This window comes from Streptomyces shaanxiensis (assembly GCF_039537145.1).
Lineage (GTDB): Bacteria > Actinomycetota > Actinomycetes > Streptomycetales > Streptomycetaceae > Streptomyces > Streptomyces shaanxiensis.
In genome coordinates, this window is the sequence record NZ_BAAAZY010000010.1 from 537,031 (window position 1) to 561,943 (window position 24,913).

Genomic DNA, 24,913 nt, shown 5'->3' on the forward strand with positions numbered 1-24,913 from the left:
GGGCTGTCCGGATCGCTGAACCTCGTCACCAGGCATGGGCGCTCTCAGGACGTCGCCGTAACGGTGAGGGCGCCGCAGCACCGGGCAGACAGCTCGTACCGGACACGCGGTGACCCGCCCCGGTCTCACGAAGGTTCACCCGTGGCACCCCTCTCGTCGTCGGCGGACGGTCACCGCATCCGTGCTTCGGCCGGCCGGTTCAGCGTGGCACCGGTGCACGGGCGGAAGGCGGAGGTCCGGGTTTGCGGTCAGGATCGTCGAGCAGGATCGCGAGGTGGCGGCCCACGTGATCGTCCCACCCCTCCGGTCCCATCGCCAGAGCTTCCCTGCGCCATCGGGTGGTCCGCTCCAGCAGGCCGCTCAGCCCTCTGTCCTGCACGATGTCGGCGACCGCCTCCTTGAAGGCGGGATCGGAGCAGTCGCTGCGATGCCACACCATGGCGGGAATGCCCGCCCGCAGCGCCGCCAGGAACTCCTGCCGACTGGAGGACGATTCGCCGTTGGGCGGCTCGCTGAGCACGAGACAGACAGCCCGCTCGTCCTCCTTCAACTCCCGCTCAAGATGGAAGTGCGACTGGCCCGGGTGGTTCCAGTAGGCGTGACTGTCGGCCGGCTGTTCCTTGAACTGGCGCCACCTGTTGTGCCAGGGCCGGTGCCAGGCGACCCTGCGCAGGCGTTCCAAACTGCGGAGGAGGACGGCGTAGTCCATCACCAGCGGGATGGGGGATGCGGAGTCGGCCTCCTTGTGCCACCACTCCACGGGTTCGTTGAGCAGCTCCCACGGCAGGATGAATTCGAGGACGACCGGCTGTCGCAGATCCCACCAGCGTTCCTCGGTCTGCTCGACGAGCTGCTCGACCTTGGAACGGAGTTCGTCGCGGTGCAGGTGCAGGGTTTCGCCCGGAAGGGGGTGCCAGCCCGCCGCGTCCGACGGTCTCCAGTGGGCGAGCCAGTGGGAGAGGTAGTAGCGGTCGGGGTCCACACCGTCGGGCTCGAACTGGATCATCAAGTACGCCGGCACGGGGGAGAGGGAGGGCCGTATGACGTCGGTGCGCTGCCATTCCGCCATCTGGTCCTCCAGACCCCAGATGCCGGCCTGCCGGCGGTTCCAGCGACGAAGCTGTTCCGCTACCCGAGCGTTCCCGTCCTCCATGAGCAGTTCGGCGGCGAGGGACAGAAAGGCCATGCTCACCGGCAGCTCCCCGGCGACCGAGTTGTCCCCCGCCAGACGTAAGAAGATCGCCCAACCCGTGTCGCACCACGGGGGCAGTTCCTGGATACGCGAACGGCTGGCCCGCCGCACCATGGCCGTCAGGGCGACTGATGAGCGCATCTCCTCCAGGATCGGCCGCAGGGAGCGCACATCGGTTCCGTCGAAGAAGTCCACGGCCTCCCACTCGTCCACCAGACGCTGCAACGTGGTGACACCGGTGGACTGCTGCTCCACGTATCCGAGGCAGCGCACCAGGCAGGGCAGCCCGTCGGGAAACCGCGCGCACTGTTCCACGAGTTGCAGCAGCCACGGTCGCAGCATCTCGCTGCGCGAGAGCTCCAAGGGATGGCCCAGCTCCTGCCCCAGCATCGTGACCAGGAGGTCGGCGCTGGTCGAATGCCGCATCGTGGGCGAGTCCTGGAGCACATCGACGACCTCTGCCACCAGCTCGTTACGAACCCGCGCAGGGCTGCGCCCTTCCACCCCCGTGACCTCCCGATTGCCGTCGGCCGCCATCGAGTTAGTCCTGATCGTGCCGACCAGGGTACGGCCACACGTCCACCCACGTCAGGGGGTTGAAGTGCAGTGTGCCTGGACCCGGTGCGGGTCAGCGTTCCCCGAGGGCCTCGTCCCCCGAGATCAGAACACTGTGCTGAACCCCGTCCGGTGCGACGAGTGTCGGCTTCAGAGTGAGAGTGATCCGATGGGTGCGCGACGACTCCATGGCCACGTCGGCCGCCGACTCGACAACCCAGAAACGTACCTTGCCCTGGGCGCCTCCCTTGCGCCCCACCGCGACGGTCGCCTCGACTTCGACGGGACCGAGCTCGAACCGCAGGGGTCCGCCGCTTCCGTCCGTCAAGGCATTGATGAGTTCCTGCCGCAACTCCCGGATCATTTCTGAGAGTTCGATCATAAGAAGATTTTATCGGAGGCCGGGGAAACGGGACGACACCAAAGGCGGGGGACTTCCCCTTCCCCTTCCCCTCACGCCGCTGTGAGGCCGAACGTCCACAGCAGGTTGGTGCTGGTGCCCCAGGTCCACTGCTTCGTGACGGAGCCCGAGGACACCTTGCCGCCGCCGTCCAGGACGAGGCCCGTGGTGCGGTTGGCGATGGAGTACCGGCCGTCTCCGCGGTGGGTGATCAGCCACTGCTGGTCGGTGCCGCCGTTCCAGTCGGCCTGGCGGGCCGTGGCCCCGTCGGTCGTGGCGCCCCTGCCGTCGGCGACCATGCCGTTGGTGCGGTTGACCAGCTTGTAGTAGCCGTTGCCGAGGTCGACCGCCTGCCACTGCAGGTTGGGGGAGGCGTCCCAGGCCCACTGCTTCAGGTCGGAGCCGGAGGGGACGTCGCCGCCGCTGTCCAGGGCCAGGCCGTTGGTGACGTTGGTGATCCGGAAGTGGGCCGACGGGTTGAACACGACCTTGAGAGAGGTGATCCGCTTGCGGACTGCGGCGCTGTCGGCCGTGAAGGTCCACGAGGTGCCGGTGAAGTCGTCGCCCGAGTAGCCGACGAGCTCGTACCCGGGGGCGAGCCGGAGGGAGGAGAGGGTCCGCGGCGGCAGTCCCGCCAGGGTCAACTGCTCGGCCGTGTAGCCGCCGAGGGGCAGCACGGCACTGTCGCCGTCGTAGCCGGTGCCCTTGAAGGCGACGGCACCGGTGAGGGGCCGCAACGTCGGAATACGGCCGGAGAAGCGGAGCTTCAGGACGTAGGCGGGGGCGTCGAACGGTGCCGTCGAGGGGAGAGCCACCGTCAGGCCGGAGGTGTTCCGGGCCGGGGCGGGGAGGTCGACGTAGGTGCCCGCCGTCGCGTCGAGCAACTGCACCGAGGACAGGGAGCCCAGGTCGATCCGGTCGGAGGCGAGCGTCTCGATCGTCAGCGAACTGCCGGGCCACCCCAGCACCGTGGCGTACAGGACGGTGTTCGCCTTGTTCCGTGTGAAGCGGATGTCCTGGGCGGTACCGGCCGTGGGCCGCGTGAAGGAGCCGCCGCCCATCTTCGTCGGGCCCTCGCCGTACGCCGTCCAGGCCCGGGTGCCGTAGATCGACTCACCGAAGCGTTTCAGGTAGTCGCCGATGCCGAGCAGGATGTCGCGCTGGCCCTGCGGGATGGTGCCGTCGGCCGTCGGGGCGATGTTGAGCAGCACGTTGCCGTTCTTGCTGACCCGGTCGATGAACGAGTGCAGCATCTGGGCGAGAGAGTAGTAGCCGATGCCCTCGGTGTAGCACCAACTGGAGCTGGAGATGCTGTCGTCGGTCAGCCAGTAGGGCGCGGTGAGGTCGGCAGGGCCGCCCCGCTCGTAGTCGAAGACCTGGCCGTGGCTGTTGAACCCGTCCTTGTAGGTGGCGACGACTTCCCTGCCCCACCGCTCGGCCTGGTTGTAGTAGTACGCGAGGAAGTTCAGCCGCTGCTGCTCGTCGACGTGGTCCAGCCGCCAGTCCTGCCACAGGATGTCCGGCTCGGCACGGTCGACGACCTCCTTGAGCTTGTCGTACCAGAGCTGGTTCTCCCGCTCCGCAGTGAGTTGTCCGTACAGCTTCTTCAGGCTCTCGTCCGCCTGCTCCGGGACGTACTCGAAGTAGCCGGTGTGGTTGTACGCGTGGTGCATCGCCACCAGCAGCTTCAGCCGCTTGGCGCGGACGGCGTCGGCGAACAGCTTCAGCAGGTCCAGGCCCGGGCCCCGGCGCACGGAGTTCCACTCGTTGACCTTGCTGTCCCACATCGAGTAGCCGTCATGGTGCTCGGCGACCGGCCCGGCGAACCGCGCACCCGCGTCCACGAAGAGCTGCGCCCATTCGTCGGGGTCGAAGGCGCCGCCCTCGGACTTGAGCCTCGGCGCGAACTCCCGGTGGTTACCCGCCAGATCGTCCGCTCCGTCGATGAAGTTGTGGAACGGCCAGACGGACGGGTCGCCGTACGTGGCGAGGTGATGCTTGTTCGCCTTGCTGTCCGGCACGTACATGTTGCGCGGGTACCACTCGCTGTCGTACGCGGGGACGCTGAAGACGCCCCAGTGGAAGTAGATGCCGAACTTGGCGTCCCTGAACCACTCGGGGGCGGCGGGGTGTCGGTTCACGGAGTCCCAGGTGGGCTGGTAGGTCGTCGGGGCGGCCGGCGCACGGCCGGCCGCGAACACGTCGGTGGTCACCGCGGCCGCCGCGACGGCCGTGGCTCCGGCAAGTAACCTGCGCCTGCTGATCGACTGCGACATACGCATGAACGTCAGGCATGGGACCGTCTACTGTCAACGGGTGTGCAGGGATGAATGCGCCTGCCGGGGTAGGGGAGTTGACCGGTTTGTTCCTGAATACTACTTTTTGCTCAAGGGGAGACATCACATGTCTCTGACCGACAAGGCCATCGACCAGCTCCGTGAGCTGGTCCGCTCGGGCGCGTTGCCCCCTGGCTCCAAGCTGCCCCCGGAACCGGACCTCGCCGCCCAGTTGGGGCTGTCCCGCAACCTCGCGCGCGAGGCGGTCAAGGCGCTGGCCGTCGCCCGGGTACTGGAGGTCAGACGCGGCGACGGCACCTATGTGACCAGCCTCCAGCCGAGCCTCCTGCTGGAGGGACTCGGCGGTGCGGTGGACCTGCTGCAGAGCGACCCGGCCGCGCTGCTGGACCTGATGGAGGTCAGGCGCCTGCTCGAACCCATGGCCACCGCCCTGGCCGCCACCCGGATCACCGACGAGGACCTGGCCGAGGTGCAGCGGCACCTGGACGCGATGCGGGAGGCCCGCGACGACGTCGAGCAACTCAACGCGCACGACGCGGCGTTCCACCGGGCCGTCGTGGCCGCCACGGGCAACGAATCCCTGGCCACCCTGCTGGAGGGCGTCTCGGGCCGCACCCTGCGGGCCCGTGTCTGGCGCGGTCTGGTCGACACCCGGGCGGCAAGCCGCACCCTCGCCGAGCACGAGGCGATCTTCACGGCGTTGGCGCGGCGGGACGCCCCGCTCAGCCAGGCTGCCGCGTTGGTGCATGTCAGCAGTACGGAGCAGTGGTTGCGGGAGCACCTGAGTACGACCGCACCCGTAGCGGAAGGCGATACCGCCGCGCCCGTACCGGACCGCGAAAGGGCCTCGCACTCGACGGGCGGGAACGGGTCCGGTTAGGGGGCGGTCGGTCAGAGTGCCGCAGACGCGCTGAGCGGAGGCGCACTGAGCGGCGCCGCGCCGATCCGGCGCGGCGAGGTCATCGTTCGAGCGCCTTGTGCGCCGTCTCGGGAAGGCGCAGATACACCAGCGACGAGCCGAGGCAGAGTGCGGCGACGTACCAGGGGAACAGGTCCGCGTGCCCCAGTTCCTTGAACAGCGTGCCTACATACGGCGCCGTACCCCCGAACATCGCGACCGTCAGCGAGTACGGGAACCCGATGCCGGCCGCCCGCACGCGCGGCGGGAACACCTCGGCGTTCACGGCCGCGCTGATCGACGTGAACCCGGTCAGCAGCACCATGCCCGCGCACTGCACGAGCAGCAGCACCGTGAACGAGTCGTGCAGGGCGTGCAGCAGCGGGACGGTGAGCAGGGTGAAGCCCAGGCCGAAGAAGAGGAGCAGGGGGCGCCGGCCGAACCGGTCCGAGAGCAGGCCGCCCAGCGGCTGGAGCAGGGCGAAGAAGGCCAGCGAGATCGTGCCCGCGAGCAGCGCGTCGGACTTCTCGATGCCCGCGTTGAGTTCGGCGTACGTCGGCAGGTACGACGTCCACGTGTAGTACGCGATCGTGCCGCCCGCGGTGATGCCGCAGATCAGCAGGGACTGGCGGGGATGGCGGCGCAGCGCCTCCAACAGGCCCGGTCGCGGGGCCTGTTGCTGCTCGGCGCTCCTCGTCTCCGCCGCGCCCTGCCGGATCCAGAAGCCGACCAGACTGAGGACGGCGCCGAGCACGAACGGCACCCGCCAGCCCCAGCCGTTCATCTGCCCGTCGCTCAAGGTGTCCACCAGCAGCGTCGCGATACCGGACGCGACGAGCTGCCCGACGGTCGTCGACACGTACTGGAAGCTGGAGAACAGTCCGCGCCGTCCCGGCCCCGCCGACTCCACCAGGAAGGTCGTCGACGCCGCGAACTCGCCGCCCACCGACAGGCCTTGGAGGAGGCGGGCGAGGACCAGGATCACCGGAGCGAGGACGCCCGCGGTCTCGTAGGTCGGGGTCAGTCCGACCAGCAGACTGCTGCCGCCCATCAGCAGGATGGTGACCGTCAGCGCGGCGCGCCGGCCGCGGCGGTCCGCGACGGCGCCCATGAGCAGCCCGCCGACCGGCCGCATGAAGAAGCCCACCGCGAAGACCGCGAACGTCGACAGCAGCGGCACCAGGGAGCTGTCCGCGCTCTTCGGGAAGACCTCGGCCGCGATATAGGTGGCCAGGAACGTGTAGGCGTACCAGTCATACCACTCGACGGCGTTGCCGACCGAGGCGGCGAGGAGCTGGCGTACGGGCCGGGAGGTCGGCGGGGAATCCGTGCGCGTCGTCTCTGTCATGATCGCGACCATCCCCGCACACCGGCCCCGGCACACCTCACGTACCCGCGACTTTCACACGAGCGCCACCGGACCCTTCCCTGACGTTTGGTGCTCCTGGAACACTCCTTCCGCGCGCATTCCGTCACATGCCGTCCGGTCAAATCACCCTCAATGGGAAGAGGTCCCTCACTCATGCCCGAAGTCAATCGCCGCAGCTTCCTTCAACTCGCGGGCGCGACCACGGCGTTCACGGCTCTGTCGAGCAGCATCCAGCGGGCCGCCGCGATTCCGGCGAACCATCGCACGGGGTCGATCGAGGATGTCGAGCACATCGTCGTCCTGATGCAGGAGAACCGTTCCTTCGACCACTACTTCGGCAAGCTGCGCGGCGTGCGCGGCTTCGGCGACCCGCGCCCGGTGAAGCTGGACAACGGCAAGTCGAACTGGCACCAGTCGAACGGCAGCAAGGACATCCTGCCGTTCCACCCGGACGCCGACGACCTCGGCATGCAGTTCCTGGAGGGTCTCCCGCACGGTTGGACCGACGGTCAGCAGGCCTACAACGGCGGCAAGTACGACAAGTGGATACCCGCCAAGGGCACCACGACCATGGCGTACCTGACCCGTGAGGACATCCCCTTCCACTACGCCCTCGCCGACGCCTTCACCGTCTGCGACGCCTACCACTGCTCGTTCATCGGCTCCACCGACCCGAACCGCTACTACATGTGGACCGGCTACACGGGCAACGACGGCACCGGCGGCGGCCCGGTCCTCGGCAACGACGAGCTCGGCTACGGCTGGACGACCTACCCCGAGCGCCTGGAGCAGGCGGGCGTCTCCTGGAAGATCTACCAGGACATCGGCGACGGCCTTGACGCGGCCGGCTCCTGGGGCTGGATCGAGGACGCCTACCGGGGCAACTACGGCGACAACTCGCTGCTGTACTTCAACAAGTACCGGGGCGCCCAGCCCGGCGACCCCTGGTACGACAAGGCCCGCACCGGTACCGACGTCAAGAACGGCGACGGCTACTTCGACCAGCTGAAGGCCGACGTCAAGGCCGGCAAGCTGCCGAAGATCTCCTGGATCGCCGCCCCCGAGGCCTTCTCCGAGCACTCCAACTGGCCGTCGAACTACGGCGCCTGGTACATCGCCCAGGTTCTGGACGCCCTCACCTCCAACCCGGAGGTCTGGTCGAAGACGGCCCTGTTCATCACCTTCGACGAGAACGACGGCTTCTTCGACCACGTGGTGCCTCCGCTCCCGCCGAAGGACGCCTCGCGGGGCAAGTCCACCGTCGACGTCTCCCTCGACCTCTACCCGGGCGACAGCAAGCGCCCGGCGGGCCCCTACGGCCTCGGCCCGCGGGTGCCGATGCTGGTCGTCTCGCCGTGGAGCAAGGGCGGTTACGTCTGCTCCGAGACCCTCGACCACACCTCGATCCTGCGGTTCATGGAGCGCCGCTTCGGCGTCAGGGAGACGAACATCTCGCCCTGGCGCCGGGCCATCTGCGGCGACCTGACCTCGGCCTTCGACTTCTCCCGCAAGGACAGCCGCCCCGCCCCGCTGCCGGAGACGGACGAGTACGAGCCGCAGGACCGCGAGCGTCACCCCGACTACAAGCCGACGCCGCCGGCCGATCCGGACATGCCGAAGCAGGAGCGCGGTCTGCGCCCCTCCCGGCCGCTCAAGTACGCCCCGTACGTGGACGGTTCCGTCGACGCGGCGGCCGGCAGGTTCACACTCGCCTTCGCCTCCGGTGCCAAGGCGGGCGCGGCCTTCCACGTCACGTCCGGCAACCGCACGGACGGCCCCTGGACGTACACCACCGAAGCCGGCAAGAGCATCGCCGACACCTGGAACTCGGCGTACTCGGGCGGATCGTACGACCTGACCGTGCACGGTCCGGCCGGTTTCGTGCGCTGGTTCAAGGGCTCGAACAAGGCGGCCGGTCCCGAGGTCACCGCCCGGCACAAGGGCGACGACATCGAGCTGACCTTCACCAACAAGGGCACCGCCACCGTGCGCCTGAAGGTCGCCAACGGCTACGTCGGCAGCGCTACGACGGTGACGGTGCGGCCCGGTGCCACGGTGTGCCGCACGGTCGACCTGGCGACGAGTCGGCGCTGGTACGACCTGACCGTCACGTCCGACGCCGACCCGGCGTTCCTGCGGCGGTTCGCGGGGCGCGTCGAGAACGGGCGGCCGGGGGTGAGCGACCCGGCGATCATCACCGAGTAACCGGTCGCGAGGGACGGACTCCTCGGATCAGAGTGCTGTGAGGTGCCCCGGCTCCGGTTGCCGGGGCACCAACGCAGGCTCCGGCTTCGCCGATTCGGGCTCCAGGGCCAGTACGGCGGCCACGGGGTGCTCGTCGACCGACGCGGGATCGACGTGCGCCGCGTCCGAGGCGGACTCCGGTGCCGCCCGGCTGAGCAGCACCACGCCCCAGGACGCGAGCCCCGCCCCGGCCAGCGCCAGCAGGATGCCTGCCGCACCGCCCTGCAACCGCTCGCCGAGCAGGACGAGCCCGATCACCGCGGCGGCCATCGGGTTCGCCAGCGTCACCACCGCGAGCGGGCCGCCCAGGCCACCCCGGTAGGCGGTCTGCGACAGCAGCAGTCCGCTCGCCGCGAGGGCTGCGATGAGCAGCGCCACCCCGGACACCTGGAGGCTGAGCACCGGGGCGGAGTGGTCCGTCAAGGCCACCGTCACGGTCTGCGTCAGTGCCGAGGCCACCCCGGAGGCGAAGCCGGACGCCGCCGCGTGCCGCAGCCCCGGCCGGGCGCCGGGCCGCGACAGCATGCCGATCAGTGCCACGGTCGCCGCCGCGACCGCCAGCGCCTCGGACGTGCTCAGCACCTCGTCGGGCGCGTGCCCGGACGCCGTGACGAGGATCGCGGCCAAGCCGACCAGCGTCAGCGCCGTACCGCGCCACTCGACCGCGCTGACCCGCCGCCCCGCGACCCGCGCGCCCAGCGGCACCGCGGCCACCAGGGTGAGCGCCCCGAGCGGCTGCACCACGGTCAGCGGACCGTACTTCAGGGCCACCACGTGCAGCAGCGCGCCGGAGCCGTTGAGCAGGACCGCTCCCCACCAGGCGCCGGAGCCCAGCAGTCGGAGCAGACCCGAACCCTGTGCGCGGGAGGCCAGCCGCTCCTGGGCGACGGCCGCGGCCGCGTAGGCGACGGCGGAGAACAGGGAGAGGACGATGGCGAAGAGGGTGGCGTTCATCGGCCCGCTCCCGCGCCCACGAGGGCGCTCTCCTCGTCCCGGGCCGCCGGCACCAGCTTCCCGGCACCGCGTCCGGCCGTCGTCGCCGTGCGCCGCGGCAGGTTGATCACCGCGAGGGCGAGGCCGAGCATGGCCGTCACCACGATCGCGTCGAGCCAGTAGTGGTTGGCGGTGCCGACTATGACCAGCAGCGTCAGGAGCGGGTGCAGCAGCCACAGCCGGCGCCATCGCGAGCGGGTCGCCACGATCAGGCCGATCGCCACCATCAGGGCCCAGCCGAAGTGCAGCGACGGCATCGCCGCGAACTGGTTCGACAGGTGGTCGGTCTCGGGGGAGCCGTACACCGAGGGGCCGTACACCTGGCCGGTGTCGATCAGGCCGGCCGCGGTCAGCATGCGTGGCGGGGCCAGCGGGAACGCGAGGTGTACCACCAGGGCGGCGGCGGTGAGCGCGGCGAGGACGCGGCGGGCCCAGACGTAGTGGGCGGGGCGCCGCAGGTAGAGCCAGACCAGGAAGGCCGCCGTGGCCGGGAAGTGGACGGTGGCGTAGTAGGTGTTGGCGATGTGTATGAGCGTGTCGCCGTGCAGCAGCAGGTTCTGCACCGAGCCCTCGCCGGGCAGATGGGCGGCTCGCTCGAAGTTCCACACACCGTCGGCGTTGCGGAAGGCCTCGCCGGTGTGGCCCGTGGCCAGCTGCCGGCCGAGCTTGTAGACGAGGAAGAGCCCTGCGACGAGCAGGAGCTCACGGACCAGCGGAGGCCGCGCTATCGCGTCGGTCTCCGCTTCGGCAGGCTCGGTGCGGCCATTCATTCCCCCGGCCCTTTCGCTGAACGGTGCTGGGTGGTGCTGGGTGGTGGTGAGTGAGTTCGTAGAGGTGCTGACTGTGCGGGATCGCCGAACTCATCGATACGTCGGCGTACCGAAACGCCCCTGTACCGATACGCCACTGTACCGATACGCTCCCGTTCCGGTACAGTGGCGTATCGATAGACGTACGACACACTGGAGACGCGGCCCCTTCACAACCGCGGGGCGTCGCACCCGAGCAAGGAGACGAGCAGATGACGTCGCAGGCCGCGGACGGACCGGACACGGTCACCGCCTCGCGCCGCTCCAAGATCACGCCCGAGCGTGAGCAGGAGTTCTTCGACGCCGTGCTCGAACAGATCCGAGCGTGCGGCTACGACTCCGTCACCATGGAGGGCGTCGCCACCAGCACGCGCTGCAGCAAGTCCACGCTCTACCGGCAGTGGAAGACCAAGCCGCAGTTCGTGGCCGCCGCCCTGCGCGCGAGCCGGCGTACCCGGTTCGAGGGCATCGACACCGGCAGCCTCGCGGGGGACCTGAAGGAGGCCGCCCGGGCAGCGGGGGCGTGGTCGGGCAAGGACACCCGTTTGTTCCAGGCGCTCGGCCATGCCGTCATGCAGGACCCGGAGCTCCAGCGGGCCCTGCGCGAGGCGCTCATCGACCCCGAGCTCGACGCGCTGAAGGAGATCCTGCGGCGCGGGGTCGACCGGGGGGAGGTGGCCGCCGACCATCCGGCGCTGGAGTACATCCCGGCGCAGATCTTCGGCGTGCTGCGGGCTCGCCCCGTCCTGGAGGGCGAGGACGCCGACCCCGACTACATCGTCCGGTTCGTGGAGGCCGCCGTGCTTCCGACACTGGGCCTGACCTGAGACTCAGGCCGCCGTCCACGGGATGACTGGACGGTGACCTGTTCCGCGCCGCACCGTGGGGACGGGGGCGGCGCGCACCCCCCGGCCGGGTGGGGTTCCTCTTGAGCGGAGGGGCGCCCCACCCGGCCGCATCATGTCCGGGGCGAACCAGCGGAGGAGCGGCTCAGACGTCCTGGCCCGTGCCGCCGCCCGTGGACACCTTGATGCCCTTGGCGATCTCGTCGAGGATCGACTGCTTCTCGGTGGTGTCGACGCCGAGGCGGACCAGGACCATCTGCTGCTCGCTGACGGGCGAGGGGAAGGCGAGCGACTCGACATAGCCGTCGGTGCCCTTGCTGGTGATCGCCTTCCAGCGGACCAGGTAGCCCTTCTGCCCGGCCACGGTCACCGCCTTGGAGGCCAGCACCTCGTGCGAGGTGATCTCCCCGTACCCCTTGCCGTAGGACTCCTCGGCGTTCGCCTCGATGTCCGCCTTGGCGACCTCCTCGGCCGTGTCGCCCTTGGTGCCGAGCGCGAGCGCCGGCGCCGAGTAGGCGCCGCCCTTCTGGCAGGTCTGGGAGGTCTCGGCGGGGCACTTGTACGTCTCGTCCGACGCCACGTGCGCGCCCCAGTTGACCTGCTGGCCGTACCAGCCGTCCGGGATCGGCAGGCTGATCCCGCTCACCGGGTCGGTCACCGAACCGCTGTCCACCTTCGGTGCCTCGGACTGGTCGGGGGAGGGCGACTGCCCGCCGGAACCCCCGTTGCCGCCGCCGTTGCCGCCGCCGGGCCCGCCTGGGCCGCCCTGTCCGCCGGGCCCGCCCTGCCCGTCCGGGCCCTGCTGGGAGTTGGCGCTGCCGCCGCCCGAGCCGCTGTCGGCGGTCAGCGCGTACACGCCGACCCCGATGCTCGCGAGGACAACCGTGGCCACACCCACCGCTATCCCCGTGCGCAGCCCGCGCCGCCCGCTCGACTGCGGTTCGCCGGGATACCCCGGGTGCACCGGATACGGGAGCTGAGCCCCGTAGGCCGGAGGCTGCCCCGGATGCGCCGTGCCCGCCGCCGGCTGCCCCGGGGGAGTCCCGTCGGCAGGCGGATGCGCCGGAGGAGCCTCGTCGGTCGTCGGCTGCCCTGAGGGAGCCTCCTCGGTCGCCGGAGGCCCCGACTGCGCCCCGTCCGCCGCCGGCTCCCCCGGAGGCGCCCATGCGGCGGCCGACCCCGCGGGTCGGACCTGGTCCGTCCATGCCTTGCCGTCCCACCAGCGCTCGGTGGGCGGACCGTCACTTTTCCGGCCGGGGTCGGGGTACCAGCCGGGAGGAGTCACCTGCGTCATGGGTCCACCGTATGAGGCGTCGGTGAAAGGGGGATGAGAGGACCCGGCCCCGACACATCCGGACCTCGGTCCGCGTCACTCCAGGACGAGCCGTACCGGCCGCTCCAGAACCGGTGGCGGCAGCCGCAGACCGGCCCGCCCCGGTGTGATCGAACCGAGCACGCGCGCGTGCCGGGCGCCGGTGGCCGCCGGGACGGTTCCGGGCAGCCCGTGCGCGGTCAGGAACCCCAGCACGGCGAAGGCGTACGCTTCCTTGGCCGCCGCAGGCAGCCCGAGCTCGTCGGAAGTGCGCAGCGCCACCCCGGGCAGCCGCTGCCCGAGCATCCCCATCAGTACGGGGTTGCGCGTCCCGCCCCCCGAGGCGATCACCTCGGTCGCGCCCACCTCGCGCACGGCGTCCGCGACCGTCCGTGCGGTCAGCATGGTCAGGGTCGCGACGACGTCCTCGGCGGGCAGTGTGCCGAACCCGGCCAGCGCGTCCCGCAGATGGCCGAGATGGAACAGCTCCTTGCCGGTCGTCTTCGGCGCGGGCAGCGCGTAGTACGGCTCTTCCAGCAGCCTGTGCAGCAGCGGCTCATGGATGCTGCCGCGACCGGCCAGCGCCCCGTCCACGTCGTACGCCAGTTGCCCGCCGCTGAATCCGCTGGCAGCCGCGTCGATCAGCGCGCAGCCCGGCCCGCTGTCGAAGGCGGAGCCGTCGGGCGCGGTGAGGTTGGCGATGCCACCGAGGTTGAGGGCGACCGGCGTGCCCGGCCGGCCGCGCAGCCACAGCAGGTCGACCAGGCTGACCAGCGGTGCGCCCTGGCCGCCGGCGGTGATGTCGCGTGGCCGGAAATCGGCGACCACGGGCAGCTCGGTCGCCTCGGCGATCCACGCGGGCTGCCCGAGTTGCAGCGTGCCGTGCACCTCTGCGCCGTCGACCCAGTGATACACCGTCTGCCCGTGCGAGGCGATCAACTCCGCCCGCCCGTCGCACAGTTCACGGTCCGCTCGGACGGCCGCCGCCGCGAAGGCCTGCCCGATCCGCGTGTCCAACCGGCACACCTCGGCCATCGAGGTCGTCCCCGGCGGCAGGGACGCCTCCAGCGCCTCGCGCAGCGCCCAGTCGTACGCCTCGCTGACCAGCCCCAGCGGCTTGAGGACGAGGCCGTCCCCGACGAGACGCAGGTCGGCGGCGGCCGCGTCGATGGCGTCGTACGACGTGCCCGACATCAGGCCGATCACCCGCATCCGCTCAACTCGCCCTTCTCTTCGCTGCCTTGACCGGGGCCTTCGGGTTCCCGGCCAGCGCGAGAACACTCACCGCGCAGGTCGCGGCCGCGTAGTACGCGGGGATGTCCACGTTCCCGGTCCGCTCGATCGTCTCCGTGATGATGAGCCCCGCGCAGCCCGAGAACACCGCATTGGACAGGGCGTAGGCGAGTCCCAGCCCCGTGTGGCGGACGTTCGTCGGGAACAGCTCGGCGAGCATCGCCGGCCCGGGCCCCGCCATCAGCCCCACCACGGCACCCGCACCGCACACCGCCGCACCCTTCACGGTGAGGGAAACGCCCGGCTCCTGAAGAAGGTTGAGCAGCGGCACCGCGAGGACCACCACGAGCACCGCCCCCGTCAGCATCACCGAGCGCCGCCCGAACCGGTCGCTGAGCCACCCCGCCGGCAGGATCGTCATCGCGAACCCGAGGTTGGCCAGCACCGTGGCGATCAGCGCCTGCTGGAAGGTCGCGTCCAGCGTGGACTGCAGATACGACGGCAGCACGACCAGGAAGGTGTACCCGGCCGCGGCCCACCCCATGATCCGCCCGGCGCCCAGCGCGATCGCGCCGGCGACCTCACGCACCGGCGGCCGCTCGGCCTCCCTCTCCTCCCGGAACGCGGGCGTCTCGTCCAGCCTCAAGCGCAGCCACAAGGCGCCCAGCCCGAGCGGAAGCGTCAGCAGGAACGGCAACCGCCAGCCCCAGTCGCCCAGTTGATCCTCCGTCAGCACGGTGGCCAGCAGCGCCGCCGCGCCCGCACCACCCAGCAGCCCCAGCGCCACGGTGAACGACTGCCACGACCCGTACAGCCCGCGTCGCCCGGGTGGCGCGAACTCGGTCAGCACCGACACCGCGCCGCCGAACTCGCCACCCGCGGACAGCCCTTGAAGCACCCTGAGAAACGTCAGCAGCCAGGGCGCGAGGGCGCCGACCGTGGCGTACGTCGGCAGCGCGCCGATCAGCGTCGTCGCACCGGTCATCAGGGTGATCACCAGGATCAGCACCGGTCGTCGCCCGATCCGGTCGCCGAGCCGGCCGAACAGGGCCGCTCCGACGGGCCGGAAGAAGAACGCCAGCGCGAACGAGGCGTACGTCCTCACCAGCGCCTCGGCCTCGCTGCCGCCCTCCGGTGTGAAGAAGCGCGCCGCGATGATCGTCGCGAAGTAGCCGTAGACACCGAACTCGTACCACTCGATGAAGTTGCCCACCGATCCCGCGACCAGCGCCCTGCGGGACCGGACCCTGCTTCGGTCCTGGATCGTCAGTGTCATTCCCGAGCCTTCCGAGTCATTCCCGAGCCTTCTGACTGTCGGTCGGACTGCCCTGTGGGGTGTCGGTTCCTGACTGTCGGTAAGTTTCGGACGGGCAGGTCACGGGCCTCGTGCGTCGCCTGTCCGCACCCGCTTTCACCCATCACGGCAACAGCTGCCCGGACCGGCCTCCACTTAGGCAACCGGACGGCTACGCTCGAGGTCTGTACGTCGTTCGGGCGACTTGGGGAGGTAGCGGGATGACGGAGGTACGGCCCACACAGGCCGCCTCGGCTTCCCTGTGGGAGCGCGACGAGGAACTTGCCGCAGTGGAGCGGGCCCTCGACACCCTGTGCGCCGACAAGTCCTCCTCGGGCAGCCTCCTGGTGCTGCGCGGCGAGGCGGGAATCGGCAAGACGGCACTGCTGGCCGAGACACGCCGCATCGCGGAGGCCCGGGGCTGCATGGTGTGGTCCGCGCGCGGCAGCGAGACCCTGAGTTCCGTCCCCTTCAACGTGGTACGGCAGTTACTGCAGCCGGCGCTGCTGTCGCTGATGCCGGAAGAGGCGCGCGAGTACCTCGGGGACTGGTACGACATCGCCGGACCCGCCCTCGGCATAACGGACCCCGGCGAGCGCCAGGCCGACCCGCAGGGCGTGTGCGACGGCCTGGTGGCGGTCGTACGCCGACTCGCCCGGCGTGACTGGCCGCTGGTGCTGCTGATCGACGACGCCCACTGGGCCGACCAGGAGACCCTGCGCTGGCTCGCCGCGTTCGCCGAGCGCCTCGGCGAACAGAGCGTCATGGTCATGGTGGCCCGCCGCCCCGGCGAGGTCAGCGGCGACAGCGCCCGCCACCTCGACGCGGTCGCCGCCGCGGGCTCCTCCGTGGCCAACCTGAGCGCCCTCACCCCCGACGCCACCGCCGGCCTCACCCGCGCCACGCTGGGTGCGCACGCCGACGCCCCGTTCTGCCGCGAGGTGTGGGCCGTCACCGGCGGCAACCCCTACGAGACCGTCGAACTCCTCGCCAAGGTGCAGGACAGCGAGTTCGAGCCGACCGAGTCCGCGGCCGGCGAACTGCGTGCCCTGAACCGCTCCGCGCGCGGCGGCGGACTCGTCGCCCGCCTGGAGACGCTCGGCATCGACGCCACCCGGTTCGCCTGGGCGGCCGCCATCCTCGGCACCGGCATCTCGGTCGACCTGGTGGCCGAACTCGCCACCATGAGCATCGACGACGCCGAGCGGTGCGCCGACCTCCTGCGCACCGCCCGCATCCTCACCGAGCCCGACCCGGCCGGTGCCCAACCGGACGACGGCGAGCTGCAGTTCGTCCACCCACTGATCGCCACCGCCGTCTACAACTCCATCCCGGACGCCCTGCGCACCGCCATGCACGGCATCGCCGCCCGCGTCGTCACCGACAACGGCCGGGGAGCCGCGGTCGCCGCCCGCCACCTCCTCGAGGTCCACCCGGACAACGACGAGGAACTCGTCGAGCAGCTGCGCGAGGCCGCGAGCGAACACCTCGCCGTCGGTGCCCCCGACGCGGCCCGCCGCTGCCTGGAGCGGGCCCTGCTGGAGCCGCCCCTGCCCGAGGTCCACGCGCGCGTGCTCCACGAACTCGGCTGCGCCACGCTCCTCACCGCGCCCGCCACCACCATCGACCACCTCCAGACCGCCCTTGCCATGCCCGGTCTCGACGGCGACGAACGCGTCGACGCCGTCTACCGCCTCTCCCAGGCGCTGCTCCACAACGACCAGCTGGAGGAGGCCGTCCGCACCGTCGAGGCGGAGGCCGCCAAGCACCAGGCCGGACCCGCCAAACTGCGGCTCCAGGCGGTGCAGTTCATGTGGGAGGGCATCTACGCCGGCGAGGCGACCTCGCCCGGACGCTCCGCACGCCTCGCCGACCTCGCCAGGACCTGCACCGGCCGCGACAACTCCGAGCGCGCCCTGCTCATCCTGCGCGGCTTCGACGTGATGGCCCGCGGGGAGAACGCCGAGGAGGTCGTCGAGCTGTGCGACCGCGCCCTCGTCAACGGCCGCCTCGCCCCCGGACTCGGCTGGACCGACCCGGAGTGGGGCATCGAGCTGCTGATGATGCTGACCAACTCCTACGCCTTCACCGACCGGCTCGACCGCGCCGAGGCCCTCTACAACGAGGCCCTTCGCGCCTACGAGTCCGCCGGCTGGAGCGGCGGCCACCTCGCCCTGGCCCACGCCTACGTCGGCGTCGGACACCGCAGGCGCGGCCGGCTCCACGAGGCCGAGGCGTCCCTGCGCAAGTCGCTGGCGCTCGCCGAGCGCGTCGGCCGCCGGCTGCCCCTGCACTGGTCCGCGACCTGCAACCTCGTCGACACACTTCTCGCCCGCGGCCATGTCGAGGAGGCCTGGGAGATCGCCGAGCAGTACGGCTTCGCCCCGCCCTACCCGTCCACCATCGTCCTGCCGGACCCGCGCTCGGTCCGCGGCCGCCTCCTCCTCGCGGTCGGCCGCACCCAGGAGGGCATCAACGAACTGGAGGAGGCGGAGAAGGCGGCGGCCGTACGCGGCCACCACAACCCGATCATGGTCCCCTGGGCCGTCGACCTGGCCCGCGCCCTCGCGAGCGAGGACCCGGCGCGCGCCGCCCGGCTCGCCACCGACGTCCGCCGCCACGCCGAGCGCTTCGGCACCGACACCGCCATCGGCGAGGCCCTGCGCTGCGCCGCCGCCCTGGAGACCGGCCAGCGCGCGGTCCGCCTCGCCGAACAGGCCGTCACCTATCTGGAGGCCTCGCCCTGCCAGTACGAGCACGCGGCCGCCCGGGTCGAGTACGGCCTCGCCGCCCGCTCGTCCGCGGAGCTCCAGCGAGGGCTGACGCTGGCGCGGTCGTGCGGTGCGGACGGGCTGGCGCTGGAGGCGGAGGCGGCGCTGGCCGCGGGAGTGGTCTGAGGGGGGTCAGAGGGCGAGCAGCTGGTCGGTGACCGCGGCCAGCCGCTTGCGAACCTCGGGGTCGTACGTCCCCTCGTGCGCCCGGGACGGGCTCGTGCCTTCGAAGTACATGCCCGTGCCCAGGTCCTGGGTCGCCAGGGCCAGGACACCCGGGGCACCGTCGGCGACGGTGTTCCAGGGGGCGACCCCGCCTTCGCGCACCATCGCCGTGTCCATGAAGGTCGCCGGGTGGAGCACGTTCACGGCGACACCGGTGTCCGCCAACTCCTCGGCGAGGACGAAGGTGTGGGCCGCCAGAGCGAACTTTGCTCGTCGGTACGCCGCGAAGCCGTCGTATCCGCGTCGGAACTCGACGTCGTCGAAGTCGAGGGGCTCCTGGCCGGCCGAGCCGACGTTGACGACCCGGGCGGGCGTGTTCGCTTGCAGTACCGGGAGCAGGGCACGGGTCAGCACCACCGGAGCCAAGTAGTTCACGGCGAGCCGTAGTTCGTGTCCGTCGGCGCTCAGCTCGCGCCCCGCGCCGGGCGGACCCGCTCCCACGCCCGCGTTGTTGATCAGCACGTCCAGGTCGGGATGCGCGCCGGCGACATGCGCGCCCAGCTCGCGCACCTGCGTCAGCGAGGCCAGATCGGCGACGAACCCCTCGGCGTCACCCTCGGTGCGCAACTCCTCGACCAGCTGTTCCGTACGGCCCGGGTCGCGTCCGTGCGCGAGGACGACGTGCCCCGAGCGGACCAGCTCGAAGGCCACGTACCGGCCGAGACCCGAGGTGGCACCGGTGATGAGAATCGTGGACATGCCTCCCACCGTAGGCACGGGGTGGAGGCATGTGCGAGGTGCTGCTGAGGCTACGACCAGCAGGGTCACCCTTCCTCTTCCGCGAGGACGCGCTGCGCCGCCGCGAACGCCGAGTTCGCCGCCGGAACCCCGCAGTACACCGCCGTCTGCAGCAGTACGGCCCCGATCTCCTCCGGCGTCAGCCCGTTGCGCCGCGCCGCCCGCACATGCATGGCCAGCTCGTCGTAGTGACCGTGCGCGACCAGCGCCGTCAGGGTGATCATGCTGCGCTCGCGGCGGGTGAGCGTCGGGTCGGTCCAGATCTCCCCCCAGGCGTAGCGCGAGATGAAGTCCTGGAAGCGTGCGGTGAAGGGGGTCTGCCGGGCCTGCGCCCGGTCCACGTGTGCGTCGCCGAGCACCTCGCGCCGCACTTCCATGCCCCGCTTGGCGCCCCCGTCGAAGTGCGCGCGCAGGGCGGTCAGCACCGCCTCCGGGCACTGCGCCGGCGCCAGATGCGAGGCCCCCGGGATCTCGACGAGCGCGGCACCCGGTACGGCGTCCGCGATCTCCCGCAGATGCGCGGGCGGGGTCGCGGGGTCCTCGCGGCCGGCGATCAGCAGGGTGGGCGAGGAGATCTCCGGCAGCCGCTCCCGCAGGTCGAAGGCGGCGAGCGCGTCACAGCAGGCGGCGTATGCGGCGGGATCGGCGTCGCGGTGGTCCTGGACCAGCTCCGGCACGGTGAACCCGGGGGTGAACCAGCGGGCGTTCGCGCCCTCGGCGAGCCCCGACAGCCCTTCGCGCCGCACCAGTGCGGCCCGCTCCTCCCACGGCTTCGCACCGTTGAAGTGCGCCGACGAACAGATCACGGCCAGGGACGCGACCCGCTCCGGGTGGTGCACGGCGAGATGCAGCCCCACCGCACCGCCGAGCGAGACACCCGCGTACGCGAACCGCTCGATGCCGAGCGAGTCGGCGAGCGCGAGCACCAGGCGGGCGAGGTCACCGACGGTGGCACCCGCCCCGATGAGGTCGGCGGCGGATCCGCCGTGCCCCGGCAGGTCCCAGCGCACGACCCGATGGGTGATCGACAGCTCGGGCGCGACCTGGTCCCACAGGGCGTACGACGTGCCGAGCGAGGGGCCGAGCAGTAGCGGCGGTGCGGAAGTGGGCCCTTCGGCGCGGTGGTTGAGGAGTTTGTCGGTCAACGTCGCTCCAGAGCACGGTCGGTGAGGGATCCGGCGCAGCCGGTGTAACGGGCGGGGTCGGTGAGCTCGTCGAGGTCGACGTCCTTCAACTCGGGTTCCTCGGCGAGGAGTTCACCCAACGAGCGGTCCTCGGTGTAGGTCCGCCGGGCGATGTCCGTGAGCAGGGCCTTGGCGCGGGCCCGCCCCAGCAGAGGGGCCAGCTCGGCCGACAGCCGCTCGGAGACGATCAACCCGTGCGTGAGCTCCAGGTGCTCCCGCATGGCCTCGGACCCGACCCGCAGTCCCTCGGTCAGCTCGACGGCATCCCGGGCGGCCCCGCCGACCAGCCGCAGCAGGTCCCTGAGCGGCTCCCACTCGGCGTGCCAGGCCCCGGCCGGCCGCTCGTCCTCCGCCGCCATCGCCCCGTACAGCGTGGCCGCCAGCTGCGGCGCCCGCCTGGCCGCGGCGGCGATCAGCGTGGACCGTACGGGGTTGGCCTTGTGCGGCATCGCGGACGAGCCGCCGCCGGTGCTCTCGGCGACCTCGGCGATCTCGGTACGGCCGAGGACGAGCACATCCGTCGCGATCTTGCCCAGCGCCCCTGCCGTGAAGGCCAGGCAGCCGGCGAGATCGGCGATCGGTGTGCGAAGGGTGTGCCAGGGGAGGAGCGGCGCAGCGAGGCCGAGTTCACGGGCGAAGGCCACGGTGAGGGCCGCGGTGTCCTGGGTGCCGTACGCCGTGAAGGCCGCCAATGTCCCGGCGGCACCGCCTAGTTGGGCGGGCAGGCCGTCCCGTACCTCGATGACCCGGTCCCGCGCGTCGAGCACCAGCGACCGCCATCCGGCCGCCTTCAGCCCGAACGTCGTCGGTACGGCGTGCTGGGTGAGCGTCCGCCCCGGCATCACGGTGTCGCGGTGCTCGGCGGCCAGCCGGGCGAGCGCCCGCTGCGTGCGGTCGAGGTCGCCGAGAACCAGGTCGAGCGTGCGCACGGCGACCAGCATCGACGCCGTGTCCATGATGTCCTGGCTGGTCGCTCCCCGGTGGACGTAGGGGCCGTACGCGTCACCGACCGCCTTCGTCAGATCAGCGACCAGGGGGATGACCGGGTTGCCGCCGCTACGGGCCCGCTCGGCGAGCGAGCGTACGTCGAAGCGGCCGGCGTCCGCCGCCTCCGTCACCGCCGACGCCGCCTCGGCCGGGGCGAGCCCCAGGGCGGCCTGGGCCCGGGTGAGGGCGGCCTCCGCGTCGAGCAGGGCCTGGAGACAGGCCGTGTCGCCGGTCGCACGGGCGGCGGGGGAGCCTGCCCACCCGGGGGCGAGCAGGCCGGTGTCGTCGGGATCGGCAGAAGTCACTGGAACTCCAGGAAGACCGTTTCGCCTTCGCCCTGAAGGCGGATGTCGAAACGGTATGTGCCGTCGCCCCGGTCCTCGGCGATCAGCGTGTCGCGTCGCGCCTCGTCCAGCCGGGCGAGCAGCGGGTCGGCGGCCAGCGCCGCCTCGTCGCCCGGCAGATAGATCCGCGTGAACAGGTGCACCAGCAGCCCGCGCGCGAACACGCACACGCTGATGTACGGCGCGCTCTGCCCGCGTGCCCCCGGCCGCAGCGTCCGTGCGGACCAGTGGCCGTTCGCGTCCGTCTGGATCCGCCCCCAGCCGGTGAACTCCACGCCGTTGCGGCCCAGGAACCCGCCGCTCGCCGGGTCGCGCCGCATCGAACCGTCGGCCTGCGGGACATTGCCGTCCGGGTCGGCGCCCCACAGCTCCACGAAGGCGTCCGGGAGCGGGTTGCCCTCGCCGTCGAGGATGTACCCCTGGAGCACGATCGTGTCCGGGTGGCCGACGGGCGCGATGTCGCCGCCGCCGGGGAACGGCAGGGCGTGGCCGTAGAAGGGTCCGACCGTGTGCGACGGAGTGGGGAGCACGGTCTCCGGACGGCTCGTGTCGATCTTCGTCATGGCAGGTCAGCGTCCTTCTTCGATCCAGGTGGCGTGCGGGCCGTCGAGCACGATGTCCCAGTGGTAGCCCATCGAGAACTCGGGCACCGACAGGTTGTGGTCGTATGTCGCCACCAGCCGCTGCCGGGCCGCGTCGTCCGTCACCGACTGGATGATCGGGTCGTACGGGAACAGCGGGTCGCTCGGGAAGTACATCTGCGTCACGAGCCGCTGGGTGAACGCCGAACCGAACAGCGAGAAGTGGATGTGGGCCGGCCGCCAGGCGTTGACGTGCTGGCGCCACGGGTACGGGCCCGGCTGGACGGTGGTGAAGCGGTAGAAGCCGCTGTCGTCCGTCAGCGTACGGCCGACGCCGGTGAAGTTCGGGTCCAGCGGAGCGTCGTGCTGCTCGCGCTGGTGCGCGTAGCGGCCGGCCGAGTTGGCCTGCCAGATCTCGACGAGCTGCCCGCGGATCGGACGGCCGTCGCGGTCGAGGAGCCGGCCCTCGACGGTGATCCGCTCACCGATCGGCTCCCCGGTGTGCTGCCGGGTGAGGTCGTTGTCGATCTCGGTGATGTCCCGCTCCCCGAAGGCGGGGGAGTGCAGCTCCACCAGCTCCGGGTCCTTGGTGACGTCGATCGAGATCGGCGGCTGCTTGGGGTGGCGCAGGACCGAGGACCGGTACGGGGCGTAGTCGCGGCGCGGCTGGTGCTCGACGGGGGCGCCGTCGGCGATCCGCTTCTCGTAGGCGGCGCGCTCGGCGGCGATTTCCTGGTCGATGTCGTGCTGCGTGAGAGTCATGGGGGTTCCTCGTGGGTTCTTGGCGTTCGAGGACTCAGCGCTCGAGGACGAGGGCGAGGCCTTGGCCGACGCCGATGCACAGGGTGGCGACGCCGACTCCGCTGCCCTTGCGGGCAAGTTGGTGGGCGACGGTGCCGGCCAGGCGGGCACCGGAGGCGCCCAGGGGGTGGCCGAGGGCGATGGCGCCGCCCTGCGGGTTGAGGATCTCCGGGTCGAACTCGGGCCACTCGGCGACACAGCCGAGCACCTGCGCGGCGAACGCCTCGTTCAGCTCCAGCACCGACAGGTCGCCGAATCCCTTGCCCGCCTTGGCCAGCGCACGCGTAACCGCCGCCACGGGGGCGAGACCGAAGTACTGCGGGTCGAGCGCGGAGACACCGGTGGCGGAGATCCGGGCGAGGGGCTCGCGGCCGGTCGCCTTCAGGCCCTCCTCGTCGGTCAGCAGCAGGGCGGCGGCGCCGTCGTTGAGCGGGGACGCGTTGCCCGCGGTGACGGTGCCGTTCTCCTTGCGGAACGACGGCTTCAGCCTTGCCATCGCCTCCAGCGACGCGTCGGGCCGTACGGATTCGTCCGCGCCGAAGACCTTCGGGTCGCCCTTGCGCTGCGGAATGCTCACCGGCGCGATCTCGGCGTCGAACAGCCCGGCCTGCTGGGCGCGCGCTGCCTTCTGGTGGCTGTTCAGGGCGAACTCGTCCTGCTGCTCGCGGCTGATCTTGTGCTTCTCGGCGATCAGCTCGGCCGACTCCCCGAGCGCGATGGTCCATTGCGGGTCCATCCTCGGGTTGACCATGCGCCAGCCCAGAGTGGTGGAGTACAGCTCGGCGTGCCCGGCCGGGAACGGCCTGTCCGACTTGGGCAGCACGTACGGCGCCCGCGTCATGGACTCGACACCACCTGCTACGGCGATGGAGGCGTCCCCGGCCGCGATCGCGCGGGCCGCCTGGATCACCGCCTCGAGGCCGGAGGCGCACAGCCGGTTGACGGTCACGCCCGGCACGCTGGTGGGCAGACCGGCCAGCAGCGCGGCCATGCGGCCGACGTTGCGGTTCTCCTCGCCGGCGCCGTTGGCGTTGCCGAAGTAGACGTCCTCGATCCGGGCCGGGTCCAACTCCGGGGTACGGCCGACGAGTTCACGGATGGCGTGCGCGGCCAGGTCGTCCGGGCGGACCGAGGCGAGGCCGCCGTTGTAGCGGCCGATCGGGGTGCGGACCGCGTCGACGAGGTAGACGGTGTTCACAGCAGAGCCTCCGCGACGGTCAGCTTGGCGTCGGTCTTGGCGATGATCTCGGCGACGCTCACGCCGGGTGCGGTCTCGACGAGGACGAGCCCGTCGTCGGTGACGTCCAGGACGCCGAGGTCGGTGATGATCCGGTTCACACACGCCTTGCCGGTGAGCGGCAGCGCGCACTCGGCGAGGATCTTCGCCGAGCCGTCCTTGGCGGTGTGGGTCATCACGACGATGACCGTGCGGGCGCCGTGCACCAGGTCCATCGCCCCGCCGATCCCGGTGATCATCTTGCCGGGGATGGCCCAGTTGGCCAGGTCGCCGGTCTGCGAGACCTGCATGGCGCCGAGCACGGCGACGTCGATGTGTCCGCCGCGGATCATCGAGAAGGACAGTGCCGAGTCGAAGAAGGATGCCCCGGGCAGGACCGTGACGGTCTCCTTGCCGGCGTTGATCAGGTCCGGGTCGACCTGGTCCTCGGTCGGGTAGGGACCGGTGCCCAGGATGCCGTTCTCCGACTCCAGGATCACCTCCACGCCCTCCGGCAGGTAGTTCGGGATCAGCGTCGGCAGACCGATGCCGAGATTGACGTACTGCCCGTCCTGAAGCTCACGCGCGGCCCGCGCGGCCATCTCTTCCCGCGTCCACGCCATGA

20 protein-coding genes are annotated in these 24,913 nt (G+C 71.2%); 4 read left to right on the forward strand and 16 right to left on the reverse strand.

Features of this window, described 5'->3' with window-relative positions:
* Positions 1-199: 199 nt before the first annotated feature.
* The 3 genes from ABD932_RS16430 to ABD932_RS16440 form a co-directional block, all read right to left on the reverse strand.
* Positions 200-1,657 carry a VMAP-C domain-containing protein gene (locus ABD932_RS16430; RefSeq protein ID WP_345013253.1) on the reverse strand — a complete coding sequence of 486 codons (1,458 nt, stop codon included), beginning with the start codon at positions 1,655-1,657 and terminating at the stop codon, positions 200-202.
* Positions 1,658-1,820: 163 nt separating this feature from the next.
* The gene (locus tag ABD932_RS16435; protein WP_250086511.1) at positions 1,821-2,129 is read right to left on the reverse strand and encodes a trypco2 family protein; all 309 of its coding nucleotides are present in this window, start codon (positions 2,127-2,129) and stop codon (positions 1,821-1,823) included.
* 71 nt (positions 2,130-2,200) lie between these two features.
* Complete coding sequence (locus ABD932_RS16440; RefSeq protein ID WP_345013257.1) at positions 2,201-4,423, reverse strand: alpha-L-fucosidase; 2,223 nt, start codon at positions 4,421-4,423, stop codon at positions 2,201-2,203.
* A gap of 127 nt (positions 4,424-4,550) precedes the next feature.
* Between ABD932_RS16440 and ABD932_RS16445 the strand changes: the two genes are divergently transcribed.
* Positions 4,551-5,324, forward strand: coding sequence for a FadR/GntR family transcriptional regulator (locus ABD932_RS16445; protein ID WP_345013259.1), 774 nt, complete (start codon positions 4,551-4,553; stop codon positions 5,322-5,324).
* 79 nt (positions 5,325-5,403) lie between these two features.
* Here ABD932_RS16445 and ABD932_RS16450 read toward each other — a convergent pair whose 3' ends face one another.
* Positions 5,404-6,702 carry an MFS transporter gene (locus ABD932_RS16450; protein WP_345013261.1) on the reverse strand — a complete coding sequence of 433 codons (1,299 nt, stop codon included), beginning with the start codon at positions 6,700-6,702 and terminating at the stop codon, positions 5,404-5,406.
* Positions 6,703-6,864: 162 nt separating this feature from the next.
* Between ABD932_RS16450 and ABD932_RS16455 the strand changes: the two genes are divergently transcribed.
* Complete coding sequence (locus ABD932_RS16455; RefSeq protein WP_345013263.1) at positions 6,865-8,916, forward strand: phosphocholine-specific phospholipase C; 2,052 nt, start codon at positions 6,865-6,867, stop codon at positions 8,914-8,916.
* Positions 8,917-8,943: 27 nt separating this feature from the next.
* Here ABD932_RS16455 and ABD932_RS16460 read toward each other — a convergent pair whose 3' ends face one another.
* Positions 8,944-9,909, reverse strand: a complete 966-nt coding sequence (locus ABD932_RS16460; protein WP_345013265.1) for a DMT family protein — start codon at positions 9,907-9,909, stop codon at positions 8,944-8,946.
* Positions 9,906-10,718, reverse strand: coding sequence for a phosphatase PAP2 family protein (locus tag ABD932_RS16465; protein ID WP_345013267.1), 813 nt, complete (start codon positions 10,716-10,718; stop codon positions 9,906-9,908). The genes ABD932_RS16460 and ABD932_RS16465 overlap by 4 nt, the downstream gene beginning before the upstream one ends.
* 251 nt (positions 10,719-10,969) lie before the next feature.
* On the opposite strand from ABD932_RS16465, the gene ABD932_RS16470 reads away from it, so the two are divergent.
* Positions 10,970-11,584: a TetR/AcrR family transcriptional regulator gene (locus ABD932_RS16470; RefSeq protein ID WP_345013269.1), complete on the forward strand. Its 615-nt coding sequence runs from the start codon at positions 10,970-10,972 to the stop codon at positions 11,582-11,584.
* 163 nt (positions 11,585-11,747) lie between these two features.
* Here ABD932_RS16470 and ABD932_RS16475 read toward each other — a convergent pair whose 3' ends face one another.
* From ABD932_RS16475 to ABD932_RS16485, 3 genes are all read right to left on the reverse strand, one after another.
* Entirely contained in the window at positions 11,748-12,896 is a 1,149-nt protein-coding gene (locus ABD932_RS16475; RefSeq protein ID WP_345013271.1) for a DUF2510 domain-containing protein, read from the reverse strand.
* 75 nt (positions 12,897-12,971) lie between these two features.
* Positions 12,972-14,126 (reverse strand): anhydro-N-acetylmuramic acid kinase, encoded by a 1,155-nt coding sequence (locus ABD932_RS16480; RefSeq protein ID WP_345013273.1) that lies wholly within the window; start codon positions 14,124-14,126, stop codon positions 12,972-12,974.
* Between the two features lie 4 nt (positions 14,127-14,130).
* Positions 14,131-15,423 (reverse strand): MFS transporter, encoded by a 1,293-nt coding sequence (locus ABD932_RS16485; protein ID WP_345013275.1) that lies wholly within the window; start codon positions 15,421-15,423, stop codon positions 14,131-14,133.
* A 239-nt stretch (positions 15,424-15,662) separates the two neighbouring features.
* On the opposite strand from ABD932_RS16485, the gene ABD932_RS16490 reads away from it, so the two are divergent.
* Complete coding sequence (locus ABD932_RS16490; RefSeq protein ID WP_345013277.1) at positions 15,663-18,338, forward strand: ATP-binding protein; 2,676 nt, start codon at positions 15,663-15,665, stop codon at positions 18,336-18,338.
* A 6-nt stretch (positions 18,339-18,344) separates the two neighbouring features.
* Here the strand turns inward: ABD932_RS16490 and ABD932_RS16495 are convergent, their stop codons facing one another.
* The 7 genes from ABD932_RS16495 to ABD932_RS16525 form a co-directional block, all read right to left on the reverse strand.
* Positions 18,345-19,136: an SDR family NAD(P)-dependent oxidoreductase gene (locus ABD932_RS16495; protein ID WP_345013279.1), complete on the reverse strand. Its 792-nt coding sequence runs from the start codon at positions 19,134-19,136 to the stop codon at positions 18,345-18,347.
* Between the two features lie 65 nt (positions 19,137-19,201).
* Positions 19,202-20,320 carry a bifunctional 3-oxoadipate enol-lactonase/4-carboxymuconolactone decarboxylase PcaDC gene (gene pcaDC / locus ABD932_RS16500; RefSeq protein ID WP_345013281.1) on the reverse strand — a complete coding sequence of 373 codons (1,119 nt, stop codon included), beginning with the start codon at positions 20,318-20,320 and terminating at the stop codon, positions 19,202-19,204.
* On the reverse strand, positions 20,317-21,651 hold the full coding sequence (pcaB, locus tag ABD932_RS16505) for a 3-carboxy-cis,cis-muconate cycloisomerase (protein WP_345013283.1): 1,335 nt from the start codon (positions 21,649-21,651) through the stop codon (positions 20,317-20,319). Before pcaB ends, pcaDC begins: the two co-directional genes overlap by 4 nt.
* Positions 21,648-22,253, reverse strand: a complete 606-nt coding sequence (pcaG, locus tag ABD932_RS16510; protein ID WP_345013285.1) for a protocatechuate 3,4-dioxygenase subunit alpha — start codon at positions 22,251-22,253, stop codon at positions 21,648-21,650. The genes pcaB and pcaG overlap by 4 nt, the downstream gene beginning before the upstream one ends.
* A 6-nt stretch (positions 22,254-22,259) precedes the next feature.
* Positions 22,260-23,033: a protocatechuate 3,4-dioxygenase subunit beta gene (gene pcaH, locus ABD932_RS16515; RefSeq protein WP_345013287.1), complete on the reverse strand. Its 774-nt coding sequence runs from the start codon at positions 23,031-23,033 to the stop codon at positions 22,260-22,262.
* A 34-nt stretch (positions 23,034-23,067) separates the two neighbouring features.
* Positions 23,068-24,270, reverse strand: a complete 1,203-nt coding sequence (locus tag ABD932_RS16520; RefSeq protein WP_345013289.1) for a thiolase family protein — start codon at positions 24,268-24,270, stop codon at positions 23,068-23,070.
* Positions 24,267-24,911 (reverse strand): CoA transferase subunit B, encoded by a 645-nt coding sequence (locus ABD932_RS16525; RefSeq protein WP_345013291.1) that lies wholly within the window; start codon positions 24,909-24,911, stop codon positions 24,267-24,269. The genes ABD932_RS16520 and ABD932_RS16525 overlap by 4 nt, the downstream gene beginning before the upstream one ends.
* Positions 24,912-24,913 lie beyond the last annotated feature (2 nt).